The 25,895-nt window shown below is 52.9% G+C and carries 22 protein-coding genes; 12 read left to right on the forward strand and 10 right to left on the reverse strand.

Features of this window, described 5'->3' with window-relative positions:
• Positions 1–29: 29 nt before the first annotated feature.
• Together SC127_RS06100 and SC127_RS06105 are read right to left on the reverse strand one after the other, a co-directional pair.
• Positions 30–632 (reverse strand): cupin domain-containing protein, encoded by a 603-nt coding sequence (locus tag SC127_RS06100; RefSeq protein ID WP_215845597.1) that lies wholly within the window; start codon positions 630–632, stop codon positions 30–32.
• A gap of 113 nt (positions 633–745) precedes the next feature.
• The gene (locus SC127_RS06105) at positions 746–1,096 is read right to left on the reverse strand and encodes an endonuclease domain-containing protein (RefSeq protein WP_243078952.1); all 351 of its coding nucleotides are present in this window, start codon (positions 1,094–1,096) and stop codon (positions 746–748) included.
• A 521-nt stretch (positions 1,097–1,617) separates the two neighbouring features.
• Between SC127_RS06105 and SC127_RS06110 the strand changes: the two genes are divergently transcribed.
• Positions 1,618–2,100: a YlaC family protein gene (locus SC127_RS06110; RefSeq protein ID WP_215845595.1), complete on the forward strand. Its 483-nt coding sequence runs from the start codon at positions 1,618–1,620 to the stop codon at positions 2,098–2,100.
• On the opposite strand, the gene SC127_RS06115 is transcribed toward SC127_RS06110, so the two are convergent.
• The 3 genes from SC127_RS06115 to SC127_RS06125 all read right to left on the reverse strand — a co-directional run bounded on the left by SC127_RS06115 (position 2,097) and on the right by SC127_RS06125 (position 8,111).
• Complete coding sequence (locus SC127_RS06115; protein ID WP_215845594.1) at positions 2,097–3,500, reverse strand: aminotransferase-like domain-containing protein; 1,404 nt, start codon at positions 3,498–3,500, stop codon at positions 2,097–2,099. The genes SC127_RS06110 and SC127_RS06115 overlap by 4 nt on opposite strands.
• Positions 3,501–3,733: 233 nt before the next feature.
• A complete protein-coding gene (locus tag SC127_RS06120; RefSeq protein ID WP_332625798.1) occupies positions 3,734–5,851 on the reverse strand; it encodes a putative bifunctional diguanylate cyclase/phosphodiesterase in 2,118 nt (705 codons plus the stop codon).
• A 157-nt stretch (positions 5,852–6,008) separates the two neighbouring features.
• Positions 6,009–8,111: a putative bifunctional diguanylate cyclase/phosphodiesterase gene (locus SC127_RS06125; RefSeq protein ID WP_215845592.1), complete on the reverse strand. Its 2,103-nt coding sequence runs from the start codon at positions 8,109–8,111 to the stop codon at positions 6,009–6,011.
• A 536-nt stretch (positions 8,112–8,647) separates the two neighbouring features.
• On the opposite strand from SC127_RS06125, the gene SC127_RS06130 reads away from it, so the two are divergent.
• From SC127_RS06130 to SC127_RS06150, 5 genes are read left to right on the forward strand one after another with little or no spacing between them, the layout of a single operon-like run.
• The gene (locus SC127_RS06130; RefSeq protein WP_215845591.1) at positions 8,648–9,217 is read left to right on the forward strand and encodes a spore coat protein U domain-containing protein; all 570 of its coding nucleotides are present in this window, start codon (positions 8,648–8,650) and stop codon (positions 9,215–9,217) included.
• 43 nt (positions 9,218–9,260) lie between these two features.
• On the forward strand, positions 9,261–9,761 hold the full coding sequence (locus SC127_RS06135) for a Csu type fimbrial protein (protein ID WP_436976283.1): 501 nt from the start codon (positions 9,261–9,263) through the stop codon (positions 9,759–9,761).
• 24 nt (positions 9,762–9,785) lie between these two features.
• Positions 9,786–10,484, forward strand: a complete 699-nt coding sequence (locus SC127_RS06140; protein WP_215845589.1) for a fimbrial biogenesis chaperone — start codon at positions 9,786–9,788, stop codon at positions 10,482–10,484.
• A 10-nt stretch (positions 10,485–10,494) separates the two neighbouring features.
• Positions 10,495–12,936, forward strand: a complete 2,442-nt coding sequence (locus SC127_RS06145) for a fimbria/pilus outer membrane usher protein (RefSeq protein WP_332625799.1) — start codon at positions 10,495–10,497, stop codon at positions 12,934–12,936.
• Complete coding sequence (locus SC127_RS06150; protein WP_332625800.1) at positions 12,933–13,910, forward strand: Csu type fimbrial protein; 978 nt, start codon at positions 12,933–12,935, stop codon at positions 13,908–13,910. Before SC127_RS06145 ends, SC127_RS06150 begins: the two co-directional genes overlap by 4 nt.
• On the opposite strand, the gene SC127_RS06155 is transcribed toward SC127_RS06150, so the two are convergent.
• From SC127_RS06155 to exbB, 3 genes are all read right to left on the reverse strand, one after another.
• Entirely contained in the window at positions 13,907–15,223 is a 1,317-nt protein-coding gene (locus SC127_RS06155; RefSeq protein WP_243078948.1) for an MFS transporter, read from the reverse strand. The genes SC127_RS06150 and SC127_RS06155 overlap by 4 nt on opposite strands.
• A 254-nt stretch (positions 15,224–15,477) precedes the next feature.
• Positions 15,478–15,900, reverse strand: a complete 423-nt coding sequence (gene exbD / locus SC127_RS06160; protein WP_215845585.1) for a TonB system transport protein ExbD — start codon at positions 15,898–15,900, stop codon at positions 15,478–15,480.
• Positions 15,901–15,906: 6 nt separating this feature from the next.
• Complete coding sequence (gene exbB, locus SC127_RS06165) at positions 15,907–16,635, reverse strand: tol-pal system-associated acyl-CoA thioesterase (protein WP_215848216.1); 729 nt, start codon at positions 16,633–16,635, stop codon at positions 15,907–15,909.
• Between the two features lie 358 nt (positions 16,636–16,993).
• Between exbB and SC127_RS06170 the strand changes: the two genes are divergently transcribed.
• The 5 genes from SC127_RS06170 to SC127_RS06190 all read left to right on the forward strand — a co-directional run bounded on the left by SC127_RS06170 (position 16,994) and on the right by SC127_RS06190 (position 22,030).
• On the forward strand, positions 16,994–17,971 hold the full coding sequence (locus SC127_RS06170) for a TRAP transporter substrate-binding protein (RefSeq protein ID WP_215845584.1): 978 nt from the start codon (positions 16,994–16,996) through the stop codon (positions 17,969–17,971).
• A gap of 49 nt (positions 17,972–18,020) precedes the next feature.
• Positions 18,021–18,527: a TRAP transporter small permease gene (locus SC127_RS06175; protein ID WP_215845583.1), complete on the forward strand. Its 507-nt coding sequence runs from the start codon at positions 18,021–18,023 to the stop codon at positions 18,525–18,527.
• 13 nt (positions 18,528–18,540) lie between these two features.
• Positions 18,541–19,827, forward strand: a complete 1,287-nt coding sequence (locus SC127_RS06180) for a TRAP transporter large permease (protein ID WP_215845582.1) — start codon at positions 18,541–18,543, stop codon at positions 19,825–19,827.
• A 132-nt stretch (positions 19,828–19,959) separates the two neighbouring features.
• Positions 19,960–21,150, forward strand: a complete 1,191-nt coding sequence (gene metC, locus SC127_RS06185) for a cystathionine beta-lyase (protein ID WP_243078946.1) — start codon at positions 19,960–19,962, stop codon at positions 21,148–21,150.
• 217 nt (positions 21,151–21,367) lie between these two features.
• On the forward strand, positions 21,368–22,030 hold the full coding sequence (locus tag SC127_RS06190; protein ID WP_215845581.1) for a DedA family protein: 663 nt from the start codon (positions 21,368–21,370) through the stop codon (positions 22,028–22,030).
• Positions 22,031–22,044: 14 nt separating this feature from the next.
• Here the strand turns inward: SC127_RS06190 and SC127_RS06195 are convergent, their stop codons facing one another.
• Positions 22,045–22,953, reverse strand: a complete 909-nt coding sequence (locus tag SC127_RS06195; RefSeq protein ID WP_215845580.1) for an AraC family transcriptional regulator — start codon at positions 22,951–22,953, stop codon at positions 22,045–22,047.
• 204 nt (positions 22,954–23,157) lie between these two features.
• Here SC127_RS06195 and dkgA point away from each other — a divergent pair, with 204 nt between their 5' ends.
• The gene (dkgA, locus tag SC127_RS06200; protein WP_215845579.1) at positions 23,158–23,985 is read left to right on the forward strand and encodes a 2,5-didehydrogluconate reductase DkgA; all 828 of its coding nucleotides are present in this window, start codon (positions 23,158–23,160) and stop codon (positions 23,983–23,985) included.
• Between the two features lie 466 nt (positions 23,986–24,451).
• Here the strand turns inward: dkgA and ftsP are convergent, their stop codons facing one another.
• Positions 24,452–25,882 (reverse strand): cell division protein FtsP, encoded by a 1,431-nt coding sequence (gene ftsP / locus SC127_RS06205; RefSeq protein WP_215845578.1) that lies wholly within the window; start codon positions 25,880–25,882, stop codon positions 24,452–24,454.
• Positions 25,883–25,895: the final 13 nt, after the last annotated feature.

Consider the following 25,895-nt stretch of genomic DNA (forward strand, 5'->3'; position numbering starts at 1 on the left):
GCTAGGGGAAATCAGGCTCAAAATGCACTTTATTGGTGCGATGTCAGATTGGCTACAGGTGCCCAAATCTCTGTCATTGCGCCCGCTTTACCCGTAAAAGGATCGCGGGTTGGCATGGGTACCTGTTTTATCTGTACCAGTGAATGTTGGAGTTTGTCCGGCTCGTCACGCAGCGTTTCGGGTGACATTCCTTCAGGATAGGCGCCGACGGCGATAAAATCGTCGCTGGCATGAATTTGTTTATGCCCAACACCTGCCGGAATTAATACCGCATCCCCAGCCCGCAGCGTCACCATGCGGCCGCTGTCACCGCCAAACAACACTTCTGCCCAGCCTTCCGCTACGCCAAGAAGCTCATGCGTGTTCGGGTGATAATGGGTATAGGGAAAAATAGGATAGCGCCACGCTGGTGGCCAACCATGCTGTGCAAAGGTTTTTTCAAACCACGCAGCTTTGTCTTCCTGGTCATCCGGCACCACGCGCGGCCAGATAATCAGCGGCAAGGGATTGTTCGGCACACCGCCCGATGGCGTCGATAACATCAGATGCTGAGGATTATCAGACGCGCCAGCTGAGAACGTACCCGCAGCGAAGGACATCAGTAACATCAGACTGGAAATTTTAGCAGTCATACAGGTTCTCCTTTTTTGTTTAAGTGTGGCAAATTCCGGGGGTAACGCAATGTGCTCTGCCCGACAGAATTAACATAATTACCTGAATTAACTAACTAAACCCAAATTTGTTGTTAACAGTTTTGTGACTTCTTAGTGAATGCGTTTATGACCGCTGTGATCACTGCTTCTGGTTGCTTTAGTACGTCATGATTCCAGAAGCGCAGCACGTGCCAGCCGAGATAGCTGAGGTAATGTGTGCGTTGTGTGTCGTAACGATGCGCGTCGGCATGCTGCGAACCGTCGAGCTCGATCACCAAATGTTGTTCAAGGCAGGCGAAGTCCACAATGTAAGGGCCGATGAGATGTTGTCGCCTAAAACGCTGGCCGAGACACTGTTTATGGCGCAAATAACGCCAGAGTAAACGTTCGGCATCGGTTGCGTTTCGTCGTAATTCACGGCTGCGTTCAATTCCATGGCGCATAGGGGTTCCTCTTTTTGCGCAGCATGAGTGAGAACAGTATTGGATGAAAGTGAGGTGAGTAGAATTCTGGAGCCGGCTCGAGGATTTTGATGAGGGAGTGCGAGGTTGTTTGTCCCCCACCTCAGTCCTCCCCCATATGCGAGGCCGTTTATCCCCCACCTCATTCCTCCCCCATACATGGGGAAGGAAGATGCTGCAACCTGCGAATTCGGTGACGGCATGCGGCAGCGTCTCCTTCCCCCGTCAAAACGGGGGAAGGCCGGGATGGGGGGCAGCGCGCAGAGGAGGTCGTTTGTCCCCCACCTCGGTCCTCCCATATGCGAAGTCGTTTGTCCCCCTCCTCAGTCCTCCCCCATAAATGGGGGAGGAAGATGCTGCAACCTGCGAATTCGGTGACGGCATGCGGCTGCGCGCACCTCACCCGTCTCACCAAACTGTTATATAAAAACCGTACAAATCTGTGTCTGCTTACCTTGACTGTTATCTGTTTAAATCATCAACAGATGAAAGTGAGGTGAACGATGGAAAACATTAAACAAATCCTGATCGACGAGATTGCCACGCTTAACCGCGAAGAACGCCGCGACAATTTGCCGCGCTTTAGCTTGTCATTTTTGAGAAAGCATCCCGGCCTTTGGGCGGTGATGTATTTGTGCTACGGCTTGTGCGTGGCGTTAATCTTCACCACTGATATGCTCGGCTGGCCCGCGTTTTGGTTCGCAACCGCATTCGTGCTGGTGATGAGCTTTCTGATGTTAATGGACATCAATCCCAAGTACCGCTTTGAAGATATCGATGCGCTGGATCTGCGTGTTTGCTACAACGGCGAATGGTATTACGTACAACCCGTACGCGAGCAAGCGGTGTCGCGCATCTTGTCACTGCCGGAAACACCGGAGCGCGTAAAAATGGGTATTCAGCGTTTGCTGAACCAGAAAGGTGAAGTGGATTTTTACGATATTTACTATCTGACATGGGGCCATCAGGAAGCGGCGCGCGTTTAGCTTTGCGCCATTTCTGCCATTATCCTGCCTAACGTTTCCATTGCCGCCTCGGCCCGCGTATCCCACGGCCAGGCGGTATTCAGCCTGAAACAGTGATTAAATTGATCGCCCGTCGCAAAGAGCTGGCCCGGCGCAATGCTGATACCTGCAGCCAAAGCTTGCTGATAAAGCGCTATGGTATTAATGGTTTCTGGTAGCGTCACCCAGAGAAAATAGCCGCCTGACGCTTCAGTCACCGTTGATCTGGCCGGTAACACTTTCAATAAACTTTGGCGCGCCATCTGCTGTCGCTTCGCCAAAATCTGCCGTAAGCGCTTTAAATGCACGTCATAACGACGCGTGGCCAGGAAATCTGCCAGCGCCAGCTGCATCGGCGCACTGGTAGAGAGAGTGCTCATTAACTGTAAACGCTGAATGCGTTGCGCATGCTTTCCTGCCGCTACCCACCCCACACGAAAACCCGCCACCAGCGATTTTGAAAATGAGCCGCAGTGCAAAACATTTCCCTGACGATCCCACGCTTTAGCGGGTAACGGCGGCGTGTTGCCGTTCCAAAGCTCTGAATAGACATCATCTTCAATCATGGGAACCTGATGCTGCGCCAGCAGCTCAACCAGCTGTTGTTTGCGCTCCGGCGTTAAGGTCACGCCAAGCGGATTTTGCAACGTGGTCATTAACCAGCACGCTTTTACCGGCCAGCGCTGAAGCGTCTCTTCAAGCTGAACTAAATCAATACCGTGGGTGGGATCGCTGGGGATCGCCAACGCTTTGAGTTTCAGCCGCTCAATCGCCTGTAGCGCCCCATAAAAACTGGGTTGCTCAATCACGACATAATCACCGGGTTCTGTCAGTGATTGCAGGCTGAGATTCAGCGCTTCCAGCGCGCCGCTGGTAATGACGATTTCATCCGGCGACAACATAATGCCCTGACGCGCATAGCGTTGCGCCAGCAGCTGACGCAAGGTGGCATTGCCGGGAGGTAAATTGTGCAGCGCATCGGAGGCGGTGAGTTGGTGCGAAACATTTGCCAGCGAGCGCATTAACTGACGTTGGGGGAACAGCGCCGGATCGGGAAAAGCGGAACCAAACGGCACAATGCTGGGATCACGCGTGGCCTGCAATACATCAAACACAAAGTCGTTGATATCGACCTTTTCACTGATCGCCACGCTTAACGGTTTTACGGCTAACGCGCGTGGTGCTACGTAGTAACCCGATTGCGGCCGTGAAACAATCCAGCCCTGACTCTCCAGCAATTCATAAGCATGCAGCACCGTCATTAAACTCAATCCTTGCTGCGCGACCTGCTGGCGCAAGGAGGGTAATTTCGTGCCTGGCGGCCAGATTCCCGCCTCGATCTGCTGCTGAACGTCATCCATTAATCGTTGGTATTTTGCCACGCGGTTTCACTCCTTTTTCACGCCGTGACTTTAGCATGTACAAGAGATAATCACCGAAAACAGCCCTTCACTTTTTGTAGATTTAATGCGATTAACTCTTTATAAGCATTCACTATTCAAAGCTGACGTTCATTTTTCTATTCCGCTACTGCTTATTCACCGTGATTATCCAGCGTTGCTGCCTGATAAACAAAAAGGCCACATTCTCATGTGGCCTTTTTCACGTTGCTTGCTCAGGTAAGAGATGAGTTAACTGTATGCAGTTCTGTCTTTAATTCATTCTCTTGTGTGCCAACAAAATTATCCAGTTCACTGATCCGTTCAGGTGGAATAGGTTTGCCCAGCAAATAACCTTGCAACGTGTTGCAGCCCAGGCCGGTAAGAAAAGCCTGCTGTTCGGCGGTTTCCACCCCTTCGGCGACAACTTTCAGTTGCAACGACTGCGCCAGCGCCACAATCGCCGAGACGATGGTGGCGTCTTCAGAGTGATGCTGTAACTCATTCACAAACGCGCGATCAATTTTGAGTTCGCTTGCCGGTAAACGTTTCAGGTACAGCAAGCTGGAATAGCCAGTACCAAAGTCATCAATAGAAGCCTTCACACCCAACTTGGTCAACTCAGTGAGGATACGCACGCTTTCATCGGGATCGCGCATGGCCGTGGTTTCCGTCACTTCTAGCGTCAACAGCTCTGGCGGAATCTCATGCTTCGCCAGCGCCTCCGTCACCGTTTCCACCAAATTACTCTGCTCGAATTGCAGCGACGATAAATTTACCGCAACTGACCAATGGGGATGTCCTTGCAGATGCCATTGGCGCAGCTGACGGCAGGCTTCGTTAATCACCCAATTACCGATGCTCACGATCATGCCGGTCTTTTCCGCCATCGGCAGAAAATGGTCTGGCGTCAGTAATCCGCGCGCTGGATGTTCCCAGCGCAGCAGCGCTTCGAAGCCAAGAATCGGGCCGCGCGGCGCGCAATATTTTGGTTGGTAAAACAGGCGCAATTCGTTGTTATCCAGCGCGTGCCACAGATCGTTGTTCAGCTGGAGTTGACTCTGCGCCAGCATATTCATCGATGGCTGGAAGAAGGTGTAACCGTTGCGGCCATTATTTTTCGTGTGATACATCGCGGCGTCAGCGTTGAACATCAGCTCGCGCTCATCAACGCCATCACCCGGATAAACGGCGATACCGATACTCAGCGACACCACCAGCTCATAGCGCGAAATGTCGAACGGACGATCCACCGCTTTAACCAGATTGTCTGCAACCGCCGCGGCATCGTTGGGATCGTTGATCTCAATCAGCAATACAAACTCATCGCCGCCGAGCCGCGCCAGGGTGTAATAGCCTTCCATCTGCTGGCTCATACGCTCGGTCACACCAATCAGCAAATTATCGCCGATATGGTGGCCAAAAGCGTCGTTCACCGCTTTGAAGCCATCCAGATCCATGAACATCAGCGCGAAATGGGTACGTTCGCGGTTAGCCTTGTTGATCGCCTGCTCCAGACGATCTTCCAGCAGAATACGGTTGGGTAAACGCGTCAGGTTATCGTGCAATGCTAACTGTGCCAGCTCGCGGTTCGCCTCCGCCAGTGAACTGGCGAGGATTGAAGTGCGTGCCTGCATACGTGCATCCAGCATTGATACCAGCAACGTGATACCGAGGATAGCTATCGTGACCACCGTGACCAGGATCGCCAGCCAGTTGCTGTTAACCCCCTCCTGCGTCGGGTGTCCATGCAGGGGAAATTTGGCTGCCATCATCCCGGTATAATGCATTCCCGCGATGGCAAATCCCATTACCACCGAGGCGCCCAATCGTAATACCGTCACGCGGTTGGATGTGCCTTCGCGCAGGTTAAACGCCAGCCACAGCGCAGCGCCTGAAGCGACCAGCGCAATCACTATCGAAACGGCCACCCAGCCCCAGTTCCAGACAATGCCGGGTGAAAACATCAATGCTGCCATGCCGGTGTAATGCATTGCTGCCACGCCAGTGCCCATAATCAGCGCGCCGCCTATCAAACGCTGCATCGGCAACTCACCCTGGCAAACCAACCAGAGCGCAAAAATTGATGCGCAGACGGCAATCGCCGCTGAAATCGCGGTAAAGGTTGGGCTGTAGCTCATCACCATGTCCATGCTCATCGAAAGCATACCAATGAAGTGCATCGCCCAAATACCGATACCCATGGAAAAACCCCCGCCAAGCAGCCAAATAATCGCTGCTTTGCCGGTTGAAGTTGCCACGCGCCCCGCCATGTCTAATGCGGTGAACGAGGCGAGCATCGCCACCAAAATTGAAACAATGACGATAAAAGAGTCGTATGAAGTCACTAACATACTGAGTTCCCGGAGAAAGCCGTGCGAGCAGCTGTGGTGTTAATTATGAGAAACGGATCGCGCACTGTTTTGTTGTACAAGTTATCGGCAATGCTAAACACTTAATTAGCTTTCCACGATGAAAGGTTCCGATGCCTGTGAAAGTTAAAATCAATCGTCAGGCATCGGTTAACGGCATTAAGCGCTCGGTGCGCAACGCGGAAAAAGAGGCGATCGTCATAAATTCACTCACATATTCAGCGGGTGTCGGTTTACCCAGTAAATAACCTTGCAGCGCATCAAAGCCCAAACCGGTCAGTAAACGCTGCTGTTCTTCTGTCTCCACGCCTTCAGCCACCATGCTTAAGTTCAGACTCTGCGCCAGCGTTAACATTGCGCTGACCACTGTCGCATCTTCGCTGTCTGCACGTAGACAGTTGATAAAGCTGCGGTCAATTTTAAGTTCACTGGCCTCAAGATGTTTGAGATGCAGCAGATTGGCGTAGCCGATACCGAAATTATCGATGGCAATTTTGACCCCCAACTGCTGTAACTCACGGATGCGCAGCTGGCTAAACAGCGGATCGCGCATGGCAATGGTTTCGGTAATTTCCAGCATCAATGCACCGCTGGGTAACTGATGATGCGACAAGGCCTGCGCCAAGGTGTTGAGCAAATCGCGCTGATGAAATTGCAGTGCTGACAGGTTAACTGATACGGTCCAACGGCTGTTGCCTTCTTTATGCCACTGCTTGAGTTGACGGCAGGCTTCGTTGATTACCCAATTACCCAACGCTACGATTTGCCCGGTTTTCTCGGCTCGCGGTAGGAAAAGATCGGGCATCAGCAAGCCTCGTGTGGGATGTTGCCAGCGCAGAAGCGCCTCAAAACCGATCAGCTCGCTGCCGCTGGAACGGAACTTTGGCTGATAAAATAGCCGCATCTCTTGGCGATCAATGGCTTGCCATAAATCGTTCGCCAGCTCCAGTTGATGTTGCGCAGAGGTACTCATCGCCGCTTCAAACAGGCTCCAGCCATTACGCCCATTATGTTTGGTGTGGTACATCGCGGAATCGGCGTTGAACATCAGCTCTTGCTTGTTGCGCCCGTGCAGCGGGAAAAGCGCGATGCCCAGGCTCAGCGAGACATGCAGCGAGTAGCGATCTAACTCAAACGGTGCCTCAATCATTTTTACCAGCTTCTGCGCCAGCGCGATGGCACGCTTTTCATCGCCATCGTCAAACATCAGTACGAATTCGTCGCCACCTAATCGAGCCAACAGCATCTGGTCGGTCAATGCATCCTGTAAACGAGCAGCAACCGCAATCAGTAAGCGATCGCCAACGTGATGTCCCCATGTGTCATTGATCGCTTTGAAGCCATCGAGATCCATGTACATCACCGTAAATCCGCTGTCATCCAGCGTCGCCTTTTTGATCGCGTTCTGCAGTCGCTGCTCAAGCATGACGCGGTTGGGCAGTGCCGTGAGATTGTCATGCATCGCCAGTTGGCGAAGTTCGAGATTGGCACGGTTGAGTTTGGCGGTAAGACGCGCGGCGTGCAGTTGCGCATCCAACATGGAACTCAACAACGTTATGCCAAGGATGGTAAGCGTAATCATAGTTACCCACACCGCTAAACCTTGATCGCTAGCGCCATGGCTGTGCATGCTGCTGGCCTGATCAAATTCTGCCGCCGCCATGCCAACATAGTGCATCCCCGCAATGGCTATACCCATCACCAACGAGGCGAGTCCGCGCATTAATAACAGGTTTTTCTCGCCTTGACGCAAATGAAAAGCCAGCCACAGCGCGACGCCTGACGCCACAAAAGCAATCAAAACTGAGAGCGCAACCAGCGCAAGTTTCCAGTGCGGTGTAGGTGCGATCAACAACGCATTCATGCCAAGGTAGTGCATCACCACTACGCCTGCGCCAAGAATTAGGCTGCCATATAACAGACGGCGGCGCGTCAAGTGATGCTCGTTGACGGTTTGGTTAAAAGCCCATATTGATGCGGCGATCGCTACCGCCAGCGATATTGCGGTCAGTCGCACGTCATAGCGCATGGTCATCGGCATCATCATCGCTAACATGCCAATGAAGTGCATCGCCCAGATACCAATGCCCATCGCGGTGCCGCTGATCACCAGCCATAAGCGCGCCAGCCAGCCACGAGAAACCGCTACGCGTCCCGCCGTATCCAGAGCAGTAAAAGAGGCAATAAAAGCGACGATCAGCGAAACGCAGATCAAAACGCCATCCCAGGTGACCAGCAGCATGTGCAACTCCTCACCACCTGCGATAAGCAGGTGCTGTGTGTGTCTTAAACAGTCAATCTAAAAACACCGTAAAGGTGAAAGTAACGTGGCCCGATGCATTTAAACGCATTAAGGCCAGATTTTGCTGTCCTTCGATTTTTAGGACTTTTTATCTCAATCTCGTAACATCTTTCTTAAAAGCGTAATCAGGTCTGATTGATGTATGAACATATCACTGAAGCTAACAGGACGGTAGAGGGCTAAATGGTATTGAGTTTAGTTTTATTCGCTGTCCGCAATCCCTTGTGATTATTGGGTTATCGGCGAACAGAACGAATAGATTAATGAAAAAATGGCGCGAAGTTTCCCTGTTACAGTTTTGCTGATCTATAGTAAGTAAAACTGATATAAATCATTTAGCTCATGTCTAAGGCTTTTCTTAGCCTGACGGCACATAAAAGAATAATTAGTGTCGATTTTGCGTTACTTTTTGGATGAATAATTAATTAAAACCAGGCGAAAAAGCACTGACCTTGGATAATCAGTAAGGAATGATTATGAAACTCAAGCTTTTTCTTTTCGCTGCTGCGGCAATGACCACGGCAATTCCGTCGTTAACATTTGCTGCCACCACCACAGGGACCATCAACGCGACGCTGACCTTAACCGCCGGTTGTTTAGTGAATGGTCAGTCGGCCACCACGGGCGTTAACTTTGGTACGTTAGATTTCGGTAGTAGCGCAGCAACCTTTGAAACGCTGAATGCCACGCTGGTCGGTTCAGCGGGTAACGGTATTTTTGTGCGCTGTACTGTAGACCAACCCTTTAATGTTCAGGTGACCAGCAGCAATGCCGCGCCAGGAACGGTATATGGAACGGTTTCAGCTGCACCGCGCTATCTGCTGCTTGGCACCGATAATACCCAAGGTATCGCTTACACCCTGTACAGCGACGCCGCCTTCAGTACCGCCATCGCTAACAACACCGACATTACGCCCAGCGGCACTACCGATCCGACACTCGGCACTAACTTTGCCATTTATGGACGGGTGGTTGGCGGTGGCTTTAATCCGGTTATTCCCGCAGGTACTTACACCGATACAATTAATGTGGCTGTGAATTACTGAGCCGTGTTTTGAGTATTTTCAGGTGGAAGTAAAGCGGTCATTCATTGCGATCGCATGGAGTTTGCTGCTATTGCTGTGGAGTACAGGTGCGTGGAGTATCACCACCAGTTCAACGACCTTTCAGGTCTCCGCTTCAATAGTGGCAGGCTGCGTCATTTCCGGTACCAATACCGGTGTATTCGGCACGCTTAATTTTGGTACGCAATCTGGCGTAGCGACTAATAGCGTGAGCGCCAGCTATGTTCAAAGCTCCACTATCAACCTCGCCTGCACGCCGGGTACAACGCTAAGCATGACCCTCAACGGCGGCAGTCATTACACCTCCACCCGCAACCTGAAACTCGCCAGCAATACAAATACTGTGCCCTATTACCTCTACACCAATGCCGCGCATACCAATGCTATTCCGGTAGGGCAAGCTGTGCCGCTGAGCTATAGCAATGCCAATAACATAACGTTACCGATTTACGGCTTGCTGCAATTACCCGGCCCGACGCGCGCCGGGGTTTATACCGACACCCTCACCGTCACGTTGACCTGGTGAGGCAAAGTACTAAGGAGCTTTATCATGAGATTACTGCGCGCCCTATTTTTTCTCCTCACACTGGTGCTGCTCCCTCACGCACAGGCGGCCAACTCAGTGATGATTTGGCCGATCGATCCAGCGATTAATCCCGAGGATAAAGCCAGCGAACTGTGGCTGGAAAATCGCGGTAATACCACCACGCTGATGCAGGTTCGTATCTTTGCCTGGCAACAAACCGATAATAAGGAACAGTATCAAACCCAGCAGCAGGTGGCTGCCAGCCCACCGCTGGTGCGCATTGAACCTGGTCAGAAACAGCTGGTACGTTTGATAAAACAGATACCGCCTGCAGCGGGCAAAGAAATGGCGTACCGCGTGGTATTAGATGAAATTCCGACGCCGCATTCCGCTGGAGATAATCAGGCAGGATTGAATTTTCAAATGCGCTATTCAGTGCCGCTGTTTGTTTATGGCGATGGCGTGAACCGCGACAACACACATCCAGACCTAAGCTGGCAAGTGGTGAACAGCGGAGGCGAGCGCTACCTGCAATTAACCAATCGCGGCAACGGTCATGCACGGCTCAGCAATCTCAACATCGGTGGACGTAAATTAGGTAACGGCTTGTTTGGTTATGTGCTGGCGAACAGCAGCAATCGCTGGCCGCTTAAAAGTGCCGTCAGCGGCGTACTGACTGCAGAAATGAATAAGGGTCAGTGGCGCAGCACTGAAAGCCGTTAAGTGCGCAACCATGCATTTTAAGCCGCATCCTCTTACGCTGGCTATGGCTGGCCTGTTCTGCCTGACACCCGGTTTGCTCCGGGCGGAGACGTTTTCGTCGCTGCCGCCGCCGCCGACCTTAAACACCAGCGCCAGCAGTCAGCAATATATGCTGGAGCTGGTTGTGAATCAGCGAGAACGTGGCGACATCGTGCCAGTGGAACAGCGTGACGGCCATTTCTATGTGCGTGCAGGTGATTTACAGCGTGCGGGGCTGCCTGCCGAAAAGTTTCAGGGGCAGCAGCAGGTAGACGTGAATCAGCTGGCGGAAGTGAAAGTAGAATATGACGATCGCCGCCAACGCCTGTTACTCAGCGTTCCGCCCGCCTGGCTTCCCGGCCAGACGATTGGCGAAGCGCGTAATGGCCCGCGCTATCCTGGTCAGGCCAGTAGCGGTGCGCTGCTGAATTACGATCTCTATGCAACACGTACCGACACAACCGGCACCCGCCTCTCCGCCTGGAATGAGCTGCGATTCTTTGGCAGCGCCGGGCAATTCTCCAGTAATGGCGTCTGGCAACAGCAGATCGAGGGCAGCAACAGCTATCAGGATGATGGCTATATCCGCTACGACACCTGGTGGAGCAATGAAAATGAAAACGCCATCGTGAGTTGGCGGGCGGGTGATTTAGTCACAGATGCGCTGGCGTGGAGCAGCAGTGTGCGGCTTGGCGGAGTGCAGATTGGCCGCGATTTCAGCGTACGTCCAGACCTGATCACCTATCCGCTGCCCGCTTTTTCTGGGCAGGCTGCAGTGCCGTCCACCGTTGATCTGTTTGTGAATGGTTCTCGCTCTAGCCAGGCTAACGTACAGCCTGGCCCGTGGTCATTGACCAACGTGCCGTTTGTGAATGGTGCAGGTGATGCGGTGATCACTACCACCGATGCGGTAGGTCGTCAGGTGATCACCACCCTGCCGTTTTATGTCTCCAGCAACCTCTTGAAATCCGGCTTGTCGGATTACTCCTTTTCGGCGGGTGCGGTGCGTGAAAACTACGGTATCAGTAATTTCGATTACGGCGCAGCGGCGGCAAGTGGATCGTATCGTTACGGATTAACTGACTGGTTGACGCTGGAAAGCCACGCAGAAGGCAGCGATAACCTGGCGATGGGCGGCGCAGGTGCACAGTTCAAGGTGCGCAGTAGGGGTGTAGTAAACGGGGCGGTGGCGCAAAGTCAGTTTCAGGGCAAACCCGGCACGCAGTACAGTTGGGGTTATCAATACAACAACAGCTGGTTTAGCCTCGGCACGCAGCACACGATACGTAATGCCGACTTTGGTAATTTGGCACTGCTGAGCAACCAAAGTAACACCACTAATCAAATCAGTTACAGCCTGGCGCGTCGGACGTCGCAGTACAACGCCAGTCTTTCGCTAAACCGCTATGGAAGCCTCGGCGCGGCTTATATTGACATCGCCAGCGGTGACAATGAACGCACGCGCTTATGGAACCTTTCGTGGAGCAAAACGCTGTGGGGCAACTCAAGCCTTTACGTTTCTGCCAGCCGCGATCAGGAACAAGGTGAATGGAGCGGCGCGGTGTCGCTAATTATTCCGTTCGGTGAACATGGTAGCGCCTCAGTGAGCATGGAGCGCGATCAGCAAGGGCAGAATAATCAGCGCGTTTATCTGTCACGCGCCATGCCCAGCGACGGCGGTATGTCGTGGGATGCGTCCTGGGCGAACCAGGGCGGTAACAGCGGTGATTATCGCCAGGGAAGTCTGCGCTATCGCAATAACAAAATTGATACCTCAGCCGGTTTTTATGGCGACGATGACAACACCACGCAATGGGCTGATTTAAGCGGTTCGCTGGTGTTAATGGACAACCAAATGTTTGCCGCCAATACCATTAATGATGCGTTTGTGGTGGTGAAAACCAACATCCCCGACGTCAACGTGCGTTACGAGAATCAATCAATGGGCCGCACCGATAAAAAAGGCTATCTGCTGGTGCCGTCGATCAGCAGTTATTATCCGGCCAAATATGATATCGACACCCTGGATTTGCCTGCCGACATGACCACGCCAAAGGTTGAACAGCGCTTTGCCGTGAAACGTCAGAGCGGTTTTCTGCTCGATTTCCCCGTTGAGCGATTACGTGCCGCCAGCGTGATTCTGCATGACAGTGACGGAAATCCGCTGCCCGTTTCCAGCCAGGTTTTACGCCCAGGTCAGGCCACCGGTTATGTCGGTTTTGACGGCATCGCCTGGATAGATGAATTAACCAGCACCAATAAAATTCGTGTCGAAACCCCGGATGGCCGCAGTTGCCAAACCGAACTCTTGATTCCCGAAGGGCAGCCGCAAGCGCTGAAAACCTATGGCCCGCTAACCTGCCGATTACCTCCCGCGCCGGCTGGCACGCCGGTGGCCAACCCTGAAAATGCGACCTCAGGAATTATTCCATGAAAAAAATAGTGTTACTGCTGGGATTGCTGCTGATGCTGCCTTCGCTGGCGCGGGCTGCGTGCGGCCTTCCCGCCTCAAACGCCAGCTTTGGTACCGTCACCACCTTTGCCGCCAATACCACGGTCAGTTCAACCTCAACCAACGCCAATGTTAACTGTGGCGCAGGCGCAGGCTTGTCGCTGCTCGGCGGAAATCAGATCACGTTTCAATTAACCGGGGCAACCAATGTGAACGGCACGCGCGGCACGCTGAAGCGCAGTGGTGATACCGGTACAGATAATATTCCGGTGCGGTTGTGTACCGACAGCGCCTGTGCCAATGAGCTGGTTATTGGTGGCGCGGCTTACGTTTATAACTCCACAACGTTGCTGAATCTGGCTGGATTGCTCGGTAGCCTGAACTTTGCGATCCCGGTTTATCTGCGCTCGGTTGCCGGACAAACGGTGGCAGCCGGAACTTATACGGTGACATTGAATATGGCAGTGACCTATAACGTCTGCACCAGCGTCAGCCTGCTGGGAATTTGCCTGACGCCGCAAACCGGCAGCGGCGTCATTCCCATCACTGTCACCGTTATTCTCACCAACGACTGTACTGCGATTACCGCGCCCAATGTCAGCTTTGGCAGCGCGCCGCTGGTCGGCAGCTTTTCTGCCGTATCGCAGACCATTAATGTGCTCTGCAGCAAAGGCAGCACTTACACAGTTGGTTTGAGTAATGGCAGCTACGCAGCGGGAAGCGTGAGGAATATGGCCAACGGCACCAATCGTCTGAGCTACGAGATTTATAAAGGCACCACCAGCAACCGCTGGGGGCCGAGCGGCACGGAGCGCTGGAGCAGCAGCACTTCAACTAGCGTAACCGCTGATGGATTAACGCGCGGCTTTAACTATACCGCGCGCGTCTTAACCAACCAGAACACGCCGCCAGCAGGAAATTATACTGACAGCGTGGTCGTCGATCTTACTTTCTAAGCGTTGACGGGCGCGCCGCTATGGCGCGCCTGATACTGTTTTACCATCCGGCCGATCAGCAACGTACCAACCAAGCCGCATATTGCCGCAAAGGTGAGCCAGATGCCCGGCATCGCTTTGTCGCCAGTGGCATGAATCAAATAGCTGGAGATTGCTGGCGTAAAGCCACCAAACAGCGCTGTTGCCAGACTGTAGGCCAGTGAAAAGCCCGCAGCACGGACTTCAGCAGGCATGATTTCAGCCAGATAAACCACCATCGCACCGTTATAGCTGGCGTACAGGAACGAGAGCCACAGTTCCGCTTCTAACAAATGGGCGAAGCTGGCCGATCCCACCAGCCAGTGCAGCACCGGCCAGGTGGTAACGATCATCAGCAGGGTAAAAATAATCATCAGCGGACGACGGCCCACACGATCCGACAGCGCGCCCATCAGCGGCAGCCAAATCAGGTTGGAAATCCCGACGAACAGCGTCACCAGAAAGCTCTGCTTATCGCTCATCATCAACACGGTTTTGCCAAAAGTGGGGGTGAAGGCGGTAATCATGTAGAACATCACAGTGGTGGTCACTACCATCAACATACCGGCTAACACCAGCGCCCAATTACTGGCGACCGAACGCATGATTTCCTTCATGCTCGGATGGTGTTTACGCTGGCTAAAGGCTTCGGTTTCTTCCAGCGTGCGACGAATATAAAACAGAAACGGCACAATCAAACAGCCAACCACGAAGGGAATGCGCCAGCCCCATTCGGTGACCGCCTCTTTTGCTAACAGATGATTAAGCAGTAAACCTAGCAGCGCCGCAAAAATCACCGCGACCTGTTGGCTACCCGATTGCCAACTGACAAAAAAGCCTTTACGCCCTTTTGGCGCAACTTCAGCCAGATAAACCGATACACCGCCTAACTCAACGCCCGCCGAGAAGCCCTGCAACAGCCGCCCCAGCAAGATCAGAATCGGCGCCGCCGCGCCTAATGTGGCGTAGCCGGGCACCAGCGCAATGGTCAGCGTACCGATCGCCATTAGACCCAACGTCAGCAGCAGTCCTTTACGCCGTCCATGATGGTCGATGTAAGCACCTAAAATGATCGCGCCCAGCGGACGCATCAGGAATCCCGCGCCGAAGGTCATTAGCGTCAGCATCAATGAGGCAAAAGGGTTGTCGCCGGGAAAAAAGGTTTTGGCAATGGCGCTGGCGTAATAGCCAAACACCATGAAATCGTACATTTCGAGAAAGTTACCGCTGGTAACGCTAAAGATAGTTTTGGCTGTGCCTCGCGACGATTTTTGTAAAGATTGACTGCGGCTCATAACGGCTTCCTGAGGTTTTTTTTCAGTTTTACCCCGCGAACCGCGCGAATGATGTGAGCAGCCTCACCATTTCACTTTACAAAACTATGTGCAAAAGTAACAAATAATCAACATATCAGCACCAAGAGGATAACCACCTTCACAGGCGCTGATTTTTTATTGTTTATGCTGTAAGCCTTTTACCTGAAACAAAAAAGGCAGCTGAATCTGCATTCAGCTGCCTTTCTGTTTAAAAAGCGTCGTTGAGAGGAACGTTACTTCTGTACCGTTTCCATCCCCATCAAACCAATCTTGAGATAACCTGCGGTTCGCAATTTATCCATCACGCCCATCAGGGTTTCGTAATCGACCGATTTATCCGCCTGGAAGAAAATCGTGGTTTCTTTATTGCCTTCCGTTTGGTTATTCAACACGTTGACCAGCGTCTCGGCATTGACCTGCTCGTTACCGATATATAACTGCTTATCGGCCTTGATCGAGAGGTAAACCGGTTTCTCAGGACGTGGCTGCGGCGTACTGGTGGAAGCAGGCAGATTAACGCGTACATCTACGGTCGCCAGCGGCGCTGCCACCATAAAGATGATGAGCAGAACTAACATCACGTCGATAAACGGCGTTACGTTGATTTCATGCATTTCGCCATCAGTGTCGAGGTCGTCGTTTAATCGCATTGCCATGAGAACTTATCCTAAACGCAGTTTTTGCGCTGTCGCAGGACGCGCTGCTTCAGGTTGAGAAGCGACGTTACCCAGATCGATGTCACGGCTTTGCAGCAGCAAAACCTGCGCAGCAACGTCGCCCAGCGACGCCTTGTAGCTGGCGATCATGCGAGCGAAAACGTTGTAGATCACCACCGCAGGAATCGCTGCGATCAGGCCAATTGCCGTTGCCAGTAACGCTTCTGCGATGCCCGGCGCAACCACAGCCAGGTTAGTGGTCTGGGTTTTAGCGATGCCGATAAAGCTGTTCATGATGCCCCAAACAGTGCCGAACAACCCGATAAAAGGCGAGACCGAACCAATGGTGGCCAGAAAACCATTACCGCGACCGGCGTGACGGCTAAAGGCCGCAACACGGCGTTCAAGGCGGAAGCTGGTACGATCTTTAATGCCGTTGGTGTCTTCAGCACCGGCAGAAAGCTCAAGCTCGTTACGCGCATCGTTCAGCAGTACAGCGCTGTGGCTGTTGTCGGTGAACTGCTGGGCAGCACGTGTGGCGTCATTGAGATTGCGGGCTTCGCCCAGCGCTAATTGTTCGCGTTTCAGGCGTCGTTTGGCCGATGTCAGTTCAGCAAATTTGCCGAAAAAGAGGGCCCACGTCACGACTGAAGCCAATAACAGGCCAATCATCACCACTTTTACCACGATATCGGCATGTTGATACATGCCCCAAACGGAGAGGTCCGTTTGCATCAAATCACTGGCTACCACGCTGCTTCTCCAACTCATGTGCACGGATGCGGAACAAGCGCGAATAATAGCAAAAAACCAGCGAATTGATAGTAGTTCTCATTACTATTTACAAACCAAAGATGCGTTTTTTAAACGCAATCTGATTGGATCCTCGACAATTTATAAGGATGTTTTGAAATTGTGACGGTGCATATAAATTTATTAAAACATCGTTTCAAAATGTGATCTTATTCATCCAATCGTTATTGCTTTGTTTCGCCGTACCACATTTTCATGAATGCTGATGCCAAGCGGCCACCCTGCTGGCTAATACCTATGCGCCGTTCCTTTACTGCCCTTCCCATGCTGGAGAAAAAGAATGACAACGATGAAAACACGCCTTGCTGTGCCCCTTTCTGCCGCAGCGATATTATTCAGCGCTGCGGCTTCTGCACAGGTATTGAAGGTGGCGGAAGTTCAACCCGCCGGTTATCCAACGGTAGTGGCGCTGCAAAGCATGGGCGAGAAGCTCAAAACAGCAACCAACGGCCGGCTGGAGATGAAAATCTATGCGGGCGGCGTTCTCGGCGATGAAGATCAAGCGCTGCAGCAGGTTCAACTGGGTGCGATCGATATGATCCGCGTGTCGCTGGCACCCGTGACCACCATCGCACCAGAAACCAGCGTGTTAACGCTGCCCTATATTTTCCGCGATGTCGATCATATGCACAAAGTACTGGATGGCGATGTGGGCAAAGAGATCGTCGAGAAGTTTGATCAGGATCCCAATACCCGCATGGTGTTTCTCGGCTGGACCGATGCCGGTGAGCGCAACATGATCACTAAAAAGCCGCTGGCAAAACCAGAAGACCTAAAAGGCATGAAGATCCGTGTGCAAAATAGTGCGATTTCGCTCGCAACGTTGAAAGCGATGGGCGCAAATCCGGTGGCAATGGGCGTGAGTGAAGTCTTTAGTGCGATGCAAACCGGTGTGGTTGATGGCACGGAGAACAACCCACCGACGTTTGTCGCCCACAACTACATGCCGGTCGCTAAGTACTACACGCTGAGTGGACACTTTATTCAACCCGAGATGATCCTGTTTTCAAAACGCGCCTGGGATCGCATGAAGCCTGAAGATCAGGTGCTGCTGAAGAAGCTCGGTAAAGAGGCGCAGGATGAAGAGCGCCAACTTTGGGCCACCTACACCGACCAGTCGATCGCCAAGATGAAAGCGGGCGGTGTGACCTTCCAGCAAACCAATCGGGACTATTTTGTTAAAGCGACTCAACCGGTACGCGATCAGTTTGGCGGCAAATACCAGAGTCTGATGACGCAGATCGCCGACGTGAAATAACCCTTCCCGCGCCACATTGCCATGTGGCGTGCTCAATCAGGTATCAATTATGACTGCATATTCTCGTCTGATGGATGGGGTTTATCTGCTGTGCATGCTGATCGCCGCGGTCGCGCTATTGATTATGGTGACGGTGATTCCGATCGGGATTTTCGCCCGCTACGTGATGAACGGCGCGCTAGCCTGGCCGGAACCGGTGGCCATCATCTGTATGATCATTTTTACCTTTATCGGCGCGCCGGTTGGACTGCGAGCGGGTACACATATTTGCGTGTCGATGGTCACCGATCGCCTGTCACCAAATACGCAACGCCTGATGCTGCGCGTCTGTGATCTGTTGATGATTATCACCTGTCTGGTGATCTTCCAGGCCAGCTACAACCTGTGTGAAGCGATGTGGATTCAGCCGCTCGCCTCGCTGCCGCTGGTGACCTACGGCGAGATGTATTTACCGATACCGATTGGCGCCATCTTTACCCTGCTGTTTGTTGTTGAGCGGTTGCTGAATGGCGACCAAAGTCAGCGACCCATAGTTACTTTGGGCGGCACCCACTAACAGGAGCAGAAAAATGGACGCACTGATTTTGATTGGCAGTTTGCTGGTGCTGCTGATGCTGGGTTTTCCGGTGGCGTTTGCTGTCGGCCTGAGCGCCTTTATTGGCGCCTGGTGGATTGATCTGCCGCTAGAAGCGGTGGTGATTCAAATTACCAACGGCATCAACAAGTTTTCCCTGCTGACTATTCCGTTCTTCATTCTGGCCGGCGCGATCATGGCTGAAGGCGGCATTGCGCGACGGCTGGTGAATTTTGCCTATATCTTCGTCGGCTTCATTCGCGGCGGCTTGTCGCTGGTGAATATTGTCGCCTCAACTTTCTTTGGTGCAATTTCAGGTTCCTCGGTGGCGGATACGGCCTCGATTGGTTCAGTGATGATTCCGCAGATGGAAGAGAAAGGCTATCCGCGTGATTTCGCCGCCGCCGTGACCGCCAGCGGTTCGGTGCAGGCGGTGTTAACACCACCGAGCCACAACTCGGTGATTTATTCGCTGGCGACGGGCGGCATGGTCACCATTTCATCTCTGTTTGTGGCGGGTATTTTACCAGGATTGATGCTGGGCGGCTGTTTGATGGTGATGTGCCTCGGCTTTGCGCGGAAACGTGGTTATCCAAAAGGTGAGCGAATTCCGTTTCGTCAGGCGCTGAAGATTTTCTTCGATGCATTTTGGGGCTTGTTTACCGTCATCATCATTATGGGCGGGATTCTCTCTGGCATATTCACCGCCTCTGAATCAGCAGCCATTGCTTGTGTCTGGGCGTTCTTCGTCACCATGTTCATCTATCGCGATTTTAAATGGAATCAGCTGCATATTCTGCTGTTTCGCACCATCAAAACCGTGACCATTGTCATGGTGCTGATCGCGTTTGCCGCTGGGTTTGGTGCGATAATGACCTTTATGCAGTTGCCAACCCTCATCACCGAAGCCTTTACCAGTTTTTCCAGTAATAAGTACGTGATCCTGATGTGCATCAACGTGCTGCTGTTAGTGGTTGGCACACTGATGGATATGGCACCGCTGATTCTTATTCTGACACCGGTGCTGCTGCCAGTAGCAACCGCGTTAGGCATCGATCCGGTGCATTTTGGTATGATCATGCTAACCAACCTTGGCATTGGTTTAATTACGCCGCCGGTAGGGACGGTTTTATTCGTTGCCAGCGCGGTGAGTAAACAGAAGATTGAGCAAGTTGTCGGGGCGATGCTGCCGTTCTACGGCATGCTGTTTATTGTCTTGATGCTGATAACCTATATTCCGGCCATTTCGCTCTGGTTACCCCGAATAATGGGTGTGATGTAGCAGGGAAAAAAACGGGCTGAACAGGCCCGTTTTTTACTGCGCCGTGCTCTGATAATCATTATTCAGAGTCAACCCTGCCACCGGTTTCATGTTAACGTGAAGCCTTTGTTGGAAGCGGCAAGGTAGAGAAAAATGACCACCAAAAAGATTGATACCACGCTCGTTAGCGCAGGACGCAGCAAGCGTTATACCCAAGGCTCGGTAAACAGCGTCATTCAACGTGCTTCTTCATTAGTTTTTGACACCGTAGCGGAAAAAAAACAGGCCACCGCAGGGCGCGCCAAAGGCGAACTTTTTTATGGCCGTCGCGGCACGCTGACGCATTTCGCGCTGCAAGACGCGATGACAGAACTGGAAGGCGGCGCAGGCTGCGTGCTTTATCCTTGTGGTGCAGCAGCCGTGTCGAACGCGATTTTGGCGTTTGTTGAAGCTGGCGATCATATTTTGATGAGCGGCGCGGTGTATGAGCCGACCCAAGACTTCTGCGACAAAATTCTAAGCAAACTTCAGGTTTCCACCACCTATTTTGATCACTGCATTGGCAGCGAAATCGGCGCGTTAGTGCAGCCGAATACCCGCGTGGTGTTTCTTGAATCTCCCGCCTCAATCACTTTAGAAGTGCAGGATGTACCCGCCATCGTGGCGGCAGTACGCGCTAAAGCCCCTGACGCGATTATCATGATTGATAACACCTGGGCCGCAGGTATCTTGTTTAACGCACTGGCGCACGGCGTAGATATTTCTATTCAGGCAGGCACCAAGTATTTAATTGGTCACAGCGACGCGATGATCGGCACCGCAGTGGCTAACGCGCGCTGCTGGGATCAACTGCGTGAAAATTCCTATTTGATGGGCCAGATGGTCGATGCCGACACCGCTTATATGGCGAGCCGGGGTTTACGCACGCTGGGCACTCGTCTGCGTCAGCATGAAGAGAGCGGCATGCAGGTTGCTGAATGGTTGGCGGCGCGCCCTGAAGTGGCACGCGTTAATCATCCGGCGTTGCCACAGTGTAAAGGCCATGAATTTTGGCAACGTGACTTCACCGGCAGCAGCGGGCTGTTTTCGTTCGTGCTGAAAGAAAAATTAAGCCACGAGCAGCTGGCGCACTATCTCGATCATTTTCATCACTTCAGCATGGCGTACTCGTGGGGCGGCTATGAATCGCTGATTCTGGCGAACCAGCCAGAAGAGCTGGCCGCTATTCGCCCGGCGGGTGGCGTTGATTTCGACGGCACGCTGGTGCGTCTGCATATTGGTTTAGAACATGTCGATGATTTGCTTGCCGACCTTGCGGCGGGCTTTGCGCGTCTGGCGCGCTAACGAATATCAACCAAACGTAAACCGTGCGACGGCAACCCGCAGAGATCAACAGGTCGCTGCTGGCTAACTGTTAAAATATATCCTGAATAGTTTGAGCGCAGTAGAGCGGCAAGGTTGTTAGCCACAGGAATTGACTCAGCTGCGAGTCAGCATGGTCAACGCGCCGCCGCTAAAAATATGACGGGTATAGAATCCTTGTGACTTGATGGGAAAGCTAATGGGTGTATTACACGAGATTGTCCACGCGCTCTGGCATCAGGACTTTGCGGCGCTGGCTAATCCAGACGTGGTGTGGGTAGTTTACGGCGTGATGTTTTTGACGCTGTTTTTAGAAAATGGTCTGTTACCCGCTTCGTTTCTTCCCGGCGACAGCTTGCTGCTGCTGGCGGGTGCGATGGTCGCTAAAGGCGTGATGGATTTTATTCCCACCATGGTGATTTTGACCACCGCCGCCAGCCTCGGCTGTTGGCTCAGTTATTTGCAGGGGCGCTGGCTAGGCAATACCAAAATAGTGAAAGGCTGGCTGATGCATTTACCGGCACAGTATCACCAGCGCGCCTGGAATATGTTTAATCGTCACGGTTTGATGGCGCTGCTGGTAGGCCGCTTTCTCGCCTTTGTGCGTACCATTTTACCCACCATGGCGGGCATTTCAGGCTTGCAGAATGGCCGTTTCCAGCTGTTTAACTGGCTGAGCGGCGCGCTGTGGGTGGGCATTGTGGTGGCGTTTGGTTATGGCATCAGTCAGGTGCCTTTCATCAAACGCCATGAAGATCAGGTGATGGCGATTTTAATGGTGCTGCCGATGGTGTTGCTGTTTCTTGGATTGGCTGGCAGCATCGCGATTATTTGGAAAAAGCGTCGGCAAAGCAAAGCCTGACCAGACCACGTGCGTCAGGCAGATGGCTCTGCCACCGTCTGACGCACGCGATTCACCTCTTCTCCCGGCGTCACGCCAAAATAGCGTTTAAACTCCCGCGAAAATTGCGATGGGCTTTCGTAGCCAACTCGTACCGCCGCCACGCTCGCTTTCATCCCTTCATGCAACATTAATAATCGCGCCTGATGCAGTCGATAGCGCTTGAGGTATTGCAGCGGTGAGGTTTGCGTCACGGCCTTAAAGTTGTGATGAAACGCTGACACGCTCATGTTAACTTCCGCCGCGAGCGTATCCACGCTGAGATTATCAGCAAAATGATTTTCAATGCGGCGCAGCGCACGGGCTATCTGGCTGAACTGCGTTTGGCGGCTCACCAGTGACAGCAGCGCACCGCCGATCGGCCCCGTCAGCACGTAATAGATAATCTCACGCACGATTTGCGGCCCAAGCACGCGGGCGTCACGCGGCTGGAGCATGACATCCAACAGACGTTCTGCGGCGCACAGCATCGGCTCTGTCAGCCAAGCTGAATGAATACCCGACGTTTGTGGTTGTGGCTGAAAGGCTTCGTCATCACCAATCTCAATCAGCAGATCCTGCAGGCTGGCGGTATCCACGTTCAGACACAGGCCCGCGATAGGCTGCTCAGGTGAAGCCCAGGTTTCACACTCCACCGGTAACGGCACGGTCAGCATCAAATATTTTGTCGCGTCATATTGGAAGACCGTGCTGCCGAGATAGCCGGTTTTGCTGCCCTGAAACAGAATGACGATACCTGGCTGATACATCATCGGCGTACGCGGACGATATTGATTGGCATAGATCAGCGAGACATTTTCAACCGGACACAAGCGGGCGTGGTCGTGGGTCATTAACGCCACCACCTGCTGCGCCAGGCGATGACAAAGAGCGTCGTGCGCCATAAACACTCCTAGATATATAAAACGATCAGTCTGCCGTGCGCGTGCCTGAATCGCCAGCAAAATGGAGAATCAGGCAAGAAGCTAACAGGATCAGGCAGTGCAAAAGCGCCGTTTGCCTACCATGCTGAAAAGCAGCCTCAAAATTGTTGGCTAGACTTAAACACATTGAAAGTCACAGGTTAACTGCAACATAAAGGAGCAAGTATGGCAGACCAACCCATTATCAAACTGCACGATGGCAACATGATGCCGCAACTGGGACTTGGCGTGTGGCAGGCGAGCATTGAAGATGCGCGCAAAGCGGTGCTAAAAGCGCTGGACGTCGGCTATCGTTCCATCGATACCGCTGCGGCTTACAAAAATGAGGAAGCGATCGGGCAGGCCTTGCAGGAAACTGACGTGGCGCGCGAAGATATTTTTGTTACGACCAAACTGTGGAATGACGATCAACAGAACGTGCAACAAGCCCTGGAAACCAGTCTGGAAAAACTCAAACTAGACAAGGTTGATCTCTATTTGATGCATTGGCCGTGCCCAGAAAAAGATCATTATGTTGATGCCTGGAAAAAGATGATCGAACTACAGCAACAAGGCCTGGCCAAAAGCATCGGCGTCTGTAATTTCCATGAAGCACATTTAAAACGTCTATTGGATGAAACCGGTGTGACGCCAGTGGTGAATCAGATTGAGCTGCATCCTATGCTGCAACAGCGCACGCTGCATGCCTGGAATGCAATGCATCAGATTCAGACTGAATCCTGGAGTCCGCTGGCGCAGGGCGGTGAAGGCGTATTTGATCAGGCAATCATTAAAGAGCTGGCGAAAAAGTACGGTAAAACAGCCGCCCAGATTGTGATTCGCTGGCATCTCGACAGCGGTTTGGTGGTGATTCCGAAATCCGTCACACCAGAGCGCATTGAGGAAAACTTCAAGGTGTTTGATTTCCGTCTGGATAAACATGAAGTGAGTGAGATTGCCAAACTGGACAGCGGCAACCGTTTGGGGCCGAATCCTGAGACCTTTAACGGCTGATTGAGTGCGAGGTCGTTTGCCCCCCACACCTCAATCCTCTTAAGTGCGGGGTCGTTTGTCCCCCACCTCAATCCTCTTAAGTGCGAGGTCGTTTGTCCCCCACCTCAATCCTCCCCCATACATGGGGGAGGAAGATGCTGCCCTATGCGAGTATTGAAGCTGCATGTGGCAGCGTCTCCTTCCCCCGCTTCACGGGGGAAGGCCGGGATGGGGGACAGCGCGCAGATGAGGTCGTTTGTCCCCCACCTCAATCCTCTGAAGTGCGAGGTCGTTTGTCCCCCACCTCAATCCTCTTAAGTGCGAGGTTGTTTGTCCCCCACCTCGGTCCTCCCCCATACATGGGGGAGGAAGATGCTGCTTTATGCCAGCACTTTACCTGCATGTGGCAGCGTCTCCTTCCCCTGCTTCGCGGGGGAAGGCCGGGATGGGGGACAGCGCGCTCAGAACTCAGCGCGTACCTTCACCATCAATTCGTTGGGTTCACTACCAACTGCCCCGCTGTACCGCGATCGGCTAACTCCAGCGTTTGGCTGTAGTAAACAAAAGGGAAATGATCGGACGAACTTTGCGGGAAACTCACTAACAACTCCACATCACCATCCACCCAAACCGTATCTTTCCAGCCGCGATCCTCGCCCATCGGTTGCGCACCGTTCACACTTTTAATCAGGAACATCACACCCTGAATATGCAGTGCTTGCGGACGATCGGCTCGCACGATCCAGCGCTCAAACGTGCCTTGCTGTGTCGTGGTGTCAATGCGATTCATATCCCACATAGCGCCATTAATACCCGGCATGCTGTCGCCGAGGCGGAATTCACGCGTACGTGATGCAACGCCATCAAGGATCTGATCCGGCAGTAACCGCATCGGTAACGTGTCTGTCACCAGCGGCAGTAAGCCGGTTGGACGCAGCGTCAAAATCAGCGTTGAGGTCAAAATGGATGAAGGCTCAAAGAAGCCGCGCAGACGATCCATGATGCTTGCTGCTGTACCGGCGGTAATGGAGACTTCATCGCCCTGCGACATATCCACCAGCACTTCTCGGCGTTCGCCTGGTGCCAGGGTTAGCCGCTGCACGGCAACCGGCGCGGGCAAAAAACCTTGATCGCTAGCGATCACGGTAAAGGGACGATTGTCGCTCAGGCTCATTTCATAGCGACGGGCATTCGAGGCGTTCAGCAAGCGTAAACGCACCCAGCCGCGTGACACTTCAACAAACGGATTGCGCACACCATTAACCAACAGCGTATCGCCAAGAAAACCGCCATCTTGCGGCGGGTCATACACCGGCGTAGCAAAGTTATCGAGCCGCTTGTCTTGAATGATGATAGGGAAATCGTCGACGCCATAATGGTTTGGTAACGGTAACTGCTTGCTGACGTCATCTTCAATCAACCACATTCCCGCCAGGCCGTTATAGATGTGCGGTGCCATACGGTTTGGCGTATTGGCGTGATACCAGCACGTTGATGCGCCCTGACGAATCGGCAATACCGGTGCCCAGTCAGCACCCGCCGACATCATGCGCGGTGCGCCGCCCATCAGCGCCCCCGGCAAGAGCAAGCCGCTAACGGTCATTGAAACCGGTTCATTAAGACGGTTGCTGTAGATGAGTTTGACATCATCACCGCTGTAGACGCGCACTGTCGGCCCAAGATACATGCCGTTCAGGCCCCACACCGGGACTTTATTATTGTCGCCGCTAAATGACCAATGGCTGCGCTGTAAAGTCAGAAACAGCGGTTGGCCGCGACGTGATTCAATCAACGGCGGAATCGGAAGCGGCGTTTCGCCACTGGGATTTGAGGCGGCACGAGCCGCATGAGGTATGGCACTGGCGCTAAGCGCCACTCCAGCAGAAAGCTGGATGAACTGACGTCTGCTGAAAGACATAAAACTTCTGACC

Source organism: Pantoea sp. T14 (genome assembly GCF_036663535.1).
In the GTDB taxonomy this organism is placed as follows: domain Bacteria; phylum Pseudomonadota; class Gammaproteobacteria; order Enterobacterales; family Enterobacteriaceae; genus Pantoea; species Pantoea phytostimulans.

Coding starts and splice junctions, on each gene's coding strand:
- SC127_RS06155 (WP_243078948.1), bottom strand. CDS start 15,223: ATGAGCCGCAGTCAATCTTTACAAAAATCGTCGCGAGGCACAGCCAAA.
- SC127_RS06150 (WP_332625800.1), top strand. CDS start 12,933: ATGAAAAAAATAGTGTTACTGCTGGGATTGCTGCTGATGCTGCCTTCG.
- metC (WP_243078946.1), top strand. CDS start 19,960: ATGACCACCAAAAAGATTGATACCACGCTCGTTAGCGCAGGACGCAGC.
- SC127_RS06110 (WP_215845595.1), top strand. CDS start 1,618: ATGGAAAACATTAAACAAATCCTGATCGACGAGATTGCCACGCTTAAC.
- dkgA (WP_215845579.1), top strand. CDS start 23,158: ATGGCAGACCAACCCATTATCAAACTGCACGATGGCAACATGATGCCG.
- SC127_RS06130 (WP_215845591.1), top strand. CDS start 8,648: ATGAAACTCAAGCTTTTTCTTTTCGCTGCTGCGGCAATGACCACGGCA.
- SC127_RS06170 (WP_215845584.1), top strand. CDS start 16,994: ATGACAACGATGAAAACACGCCTTGCTGTGCCCCTTTCTGCCGCAGCG.
- SC127_RS06175 (WP_215845583.1), top strand. CDS start 18,021: ATGACTGCATATTCTCGTCTGATGGATGGGGTTTATCTGCTGTGCATG.
- SC127_RS06190 (WP_215845581.1), top strand. CDS start 21,368: ATGGGTGTATTACACGAGATTGTCCACGCGCTCTGGCATCAGGACTTT.
- SC127_RS06125 (WP_215845592.1), bottom strand. CDS start 8,111: ATGCTGCTGGTCACCTGGGATGGCGTTTTGATCTGCGTTTCGCTGATC.
- SC127_RS06100 (WP_215845597.1), bottom strand. CDS start 632: ATGACTGCTAAAATTTCCAGTCTGATGTTACTGATGTCCTTCGCTGCG.
- SC127_RS06105 (WP_243078952.1), bottom strand. CDS start 1,096: ATGCGCCATGGAATTGAACGCAGCCGTGAATTACGACGAAACGCAACC.
- SC127_RS06145 (WP_332625799.1), top strand. CDS start 10,495: ATGCATTTTAAGCCGCATCCTCTTACGCTGGCTATGGCTGGCCTGTTC.
- ftsP (WP_215845578.1), bottom strand. CDS start 25,882: ATGTCTTTCAGCAGACGTCAGTTCATCCAGCTTTCTGCTGGAGTGGCG.
- SC127_RS06120 (WP_332625798.1), bottom strand. CDS start 5,851: ATGTTAGTGACTTCATACGACTCTTTTATCGTCATTGTTTCAATTTTG.
- SC127_RS06180 (WP_215845582.1), top strand. CDS start 18,541: ATGGACGCACTGATTTTGATTGGCAGTTTGCTGGTGCTGCTGATGCTG.
- SC127_RS06140 (WP_215845589.1), top strand. CDS start 9,786: ATGAGATTACTGCGCGCCCTATTTTTTCTCCTCACACTGGTGCTGCTC.
- exbD (WP_215845585.1), bottom strand. CDS start 15,900: ATGGCAATGCGATTAAACGACGACCTCGACACTGATGGCGAAATGCAT.
- exbB (WP_215848216.1), bottom strand. CDS start 16,635: ATGCAAACGGACCTCTCCGTTTGGGGCATGTATCAACATGCCGATATC.
- SC127_RS06195 (WP_215845580.1), bottom strand. CDS start 22,953: ATGGCGCACGACGCTCTTTGTCATCGCCTGGCGCAGCAGGTGGTGGCG.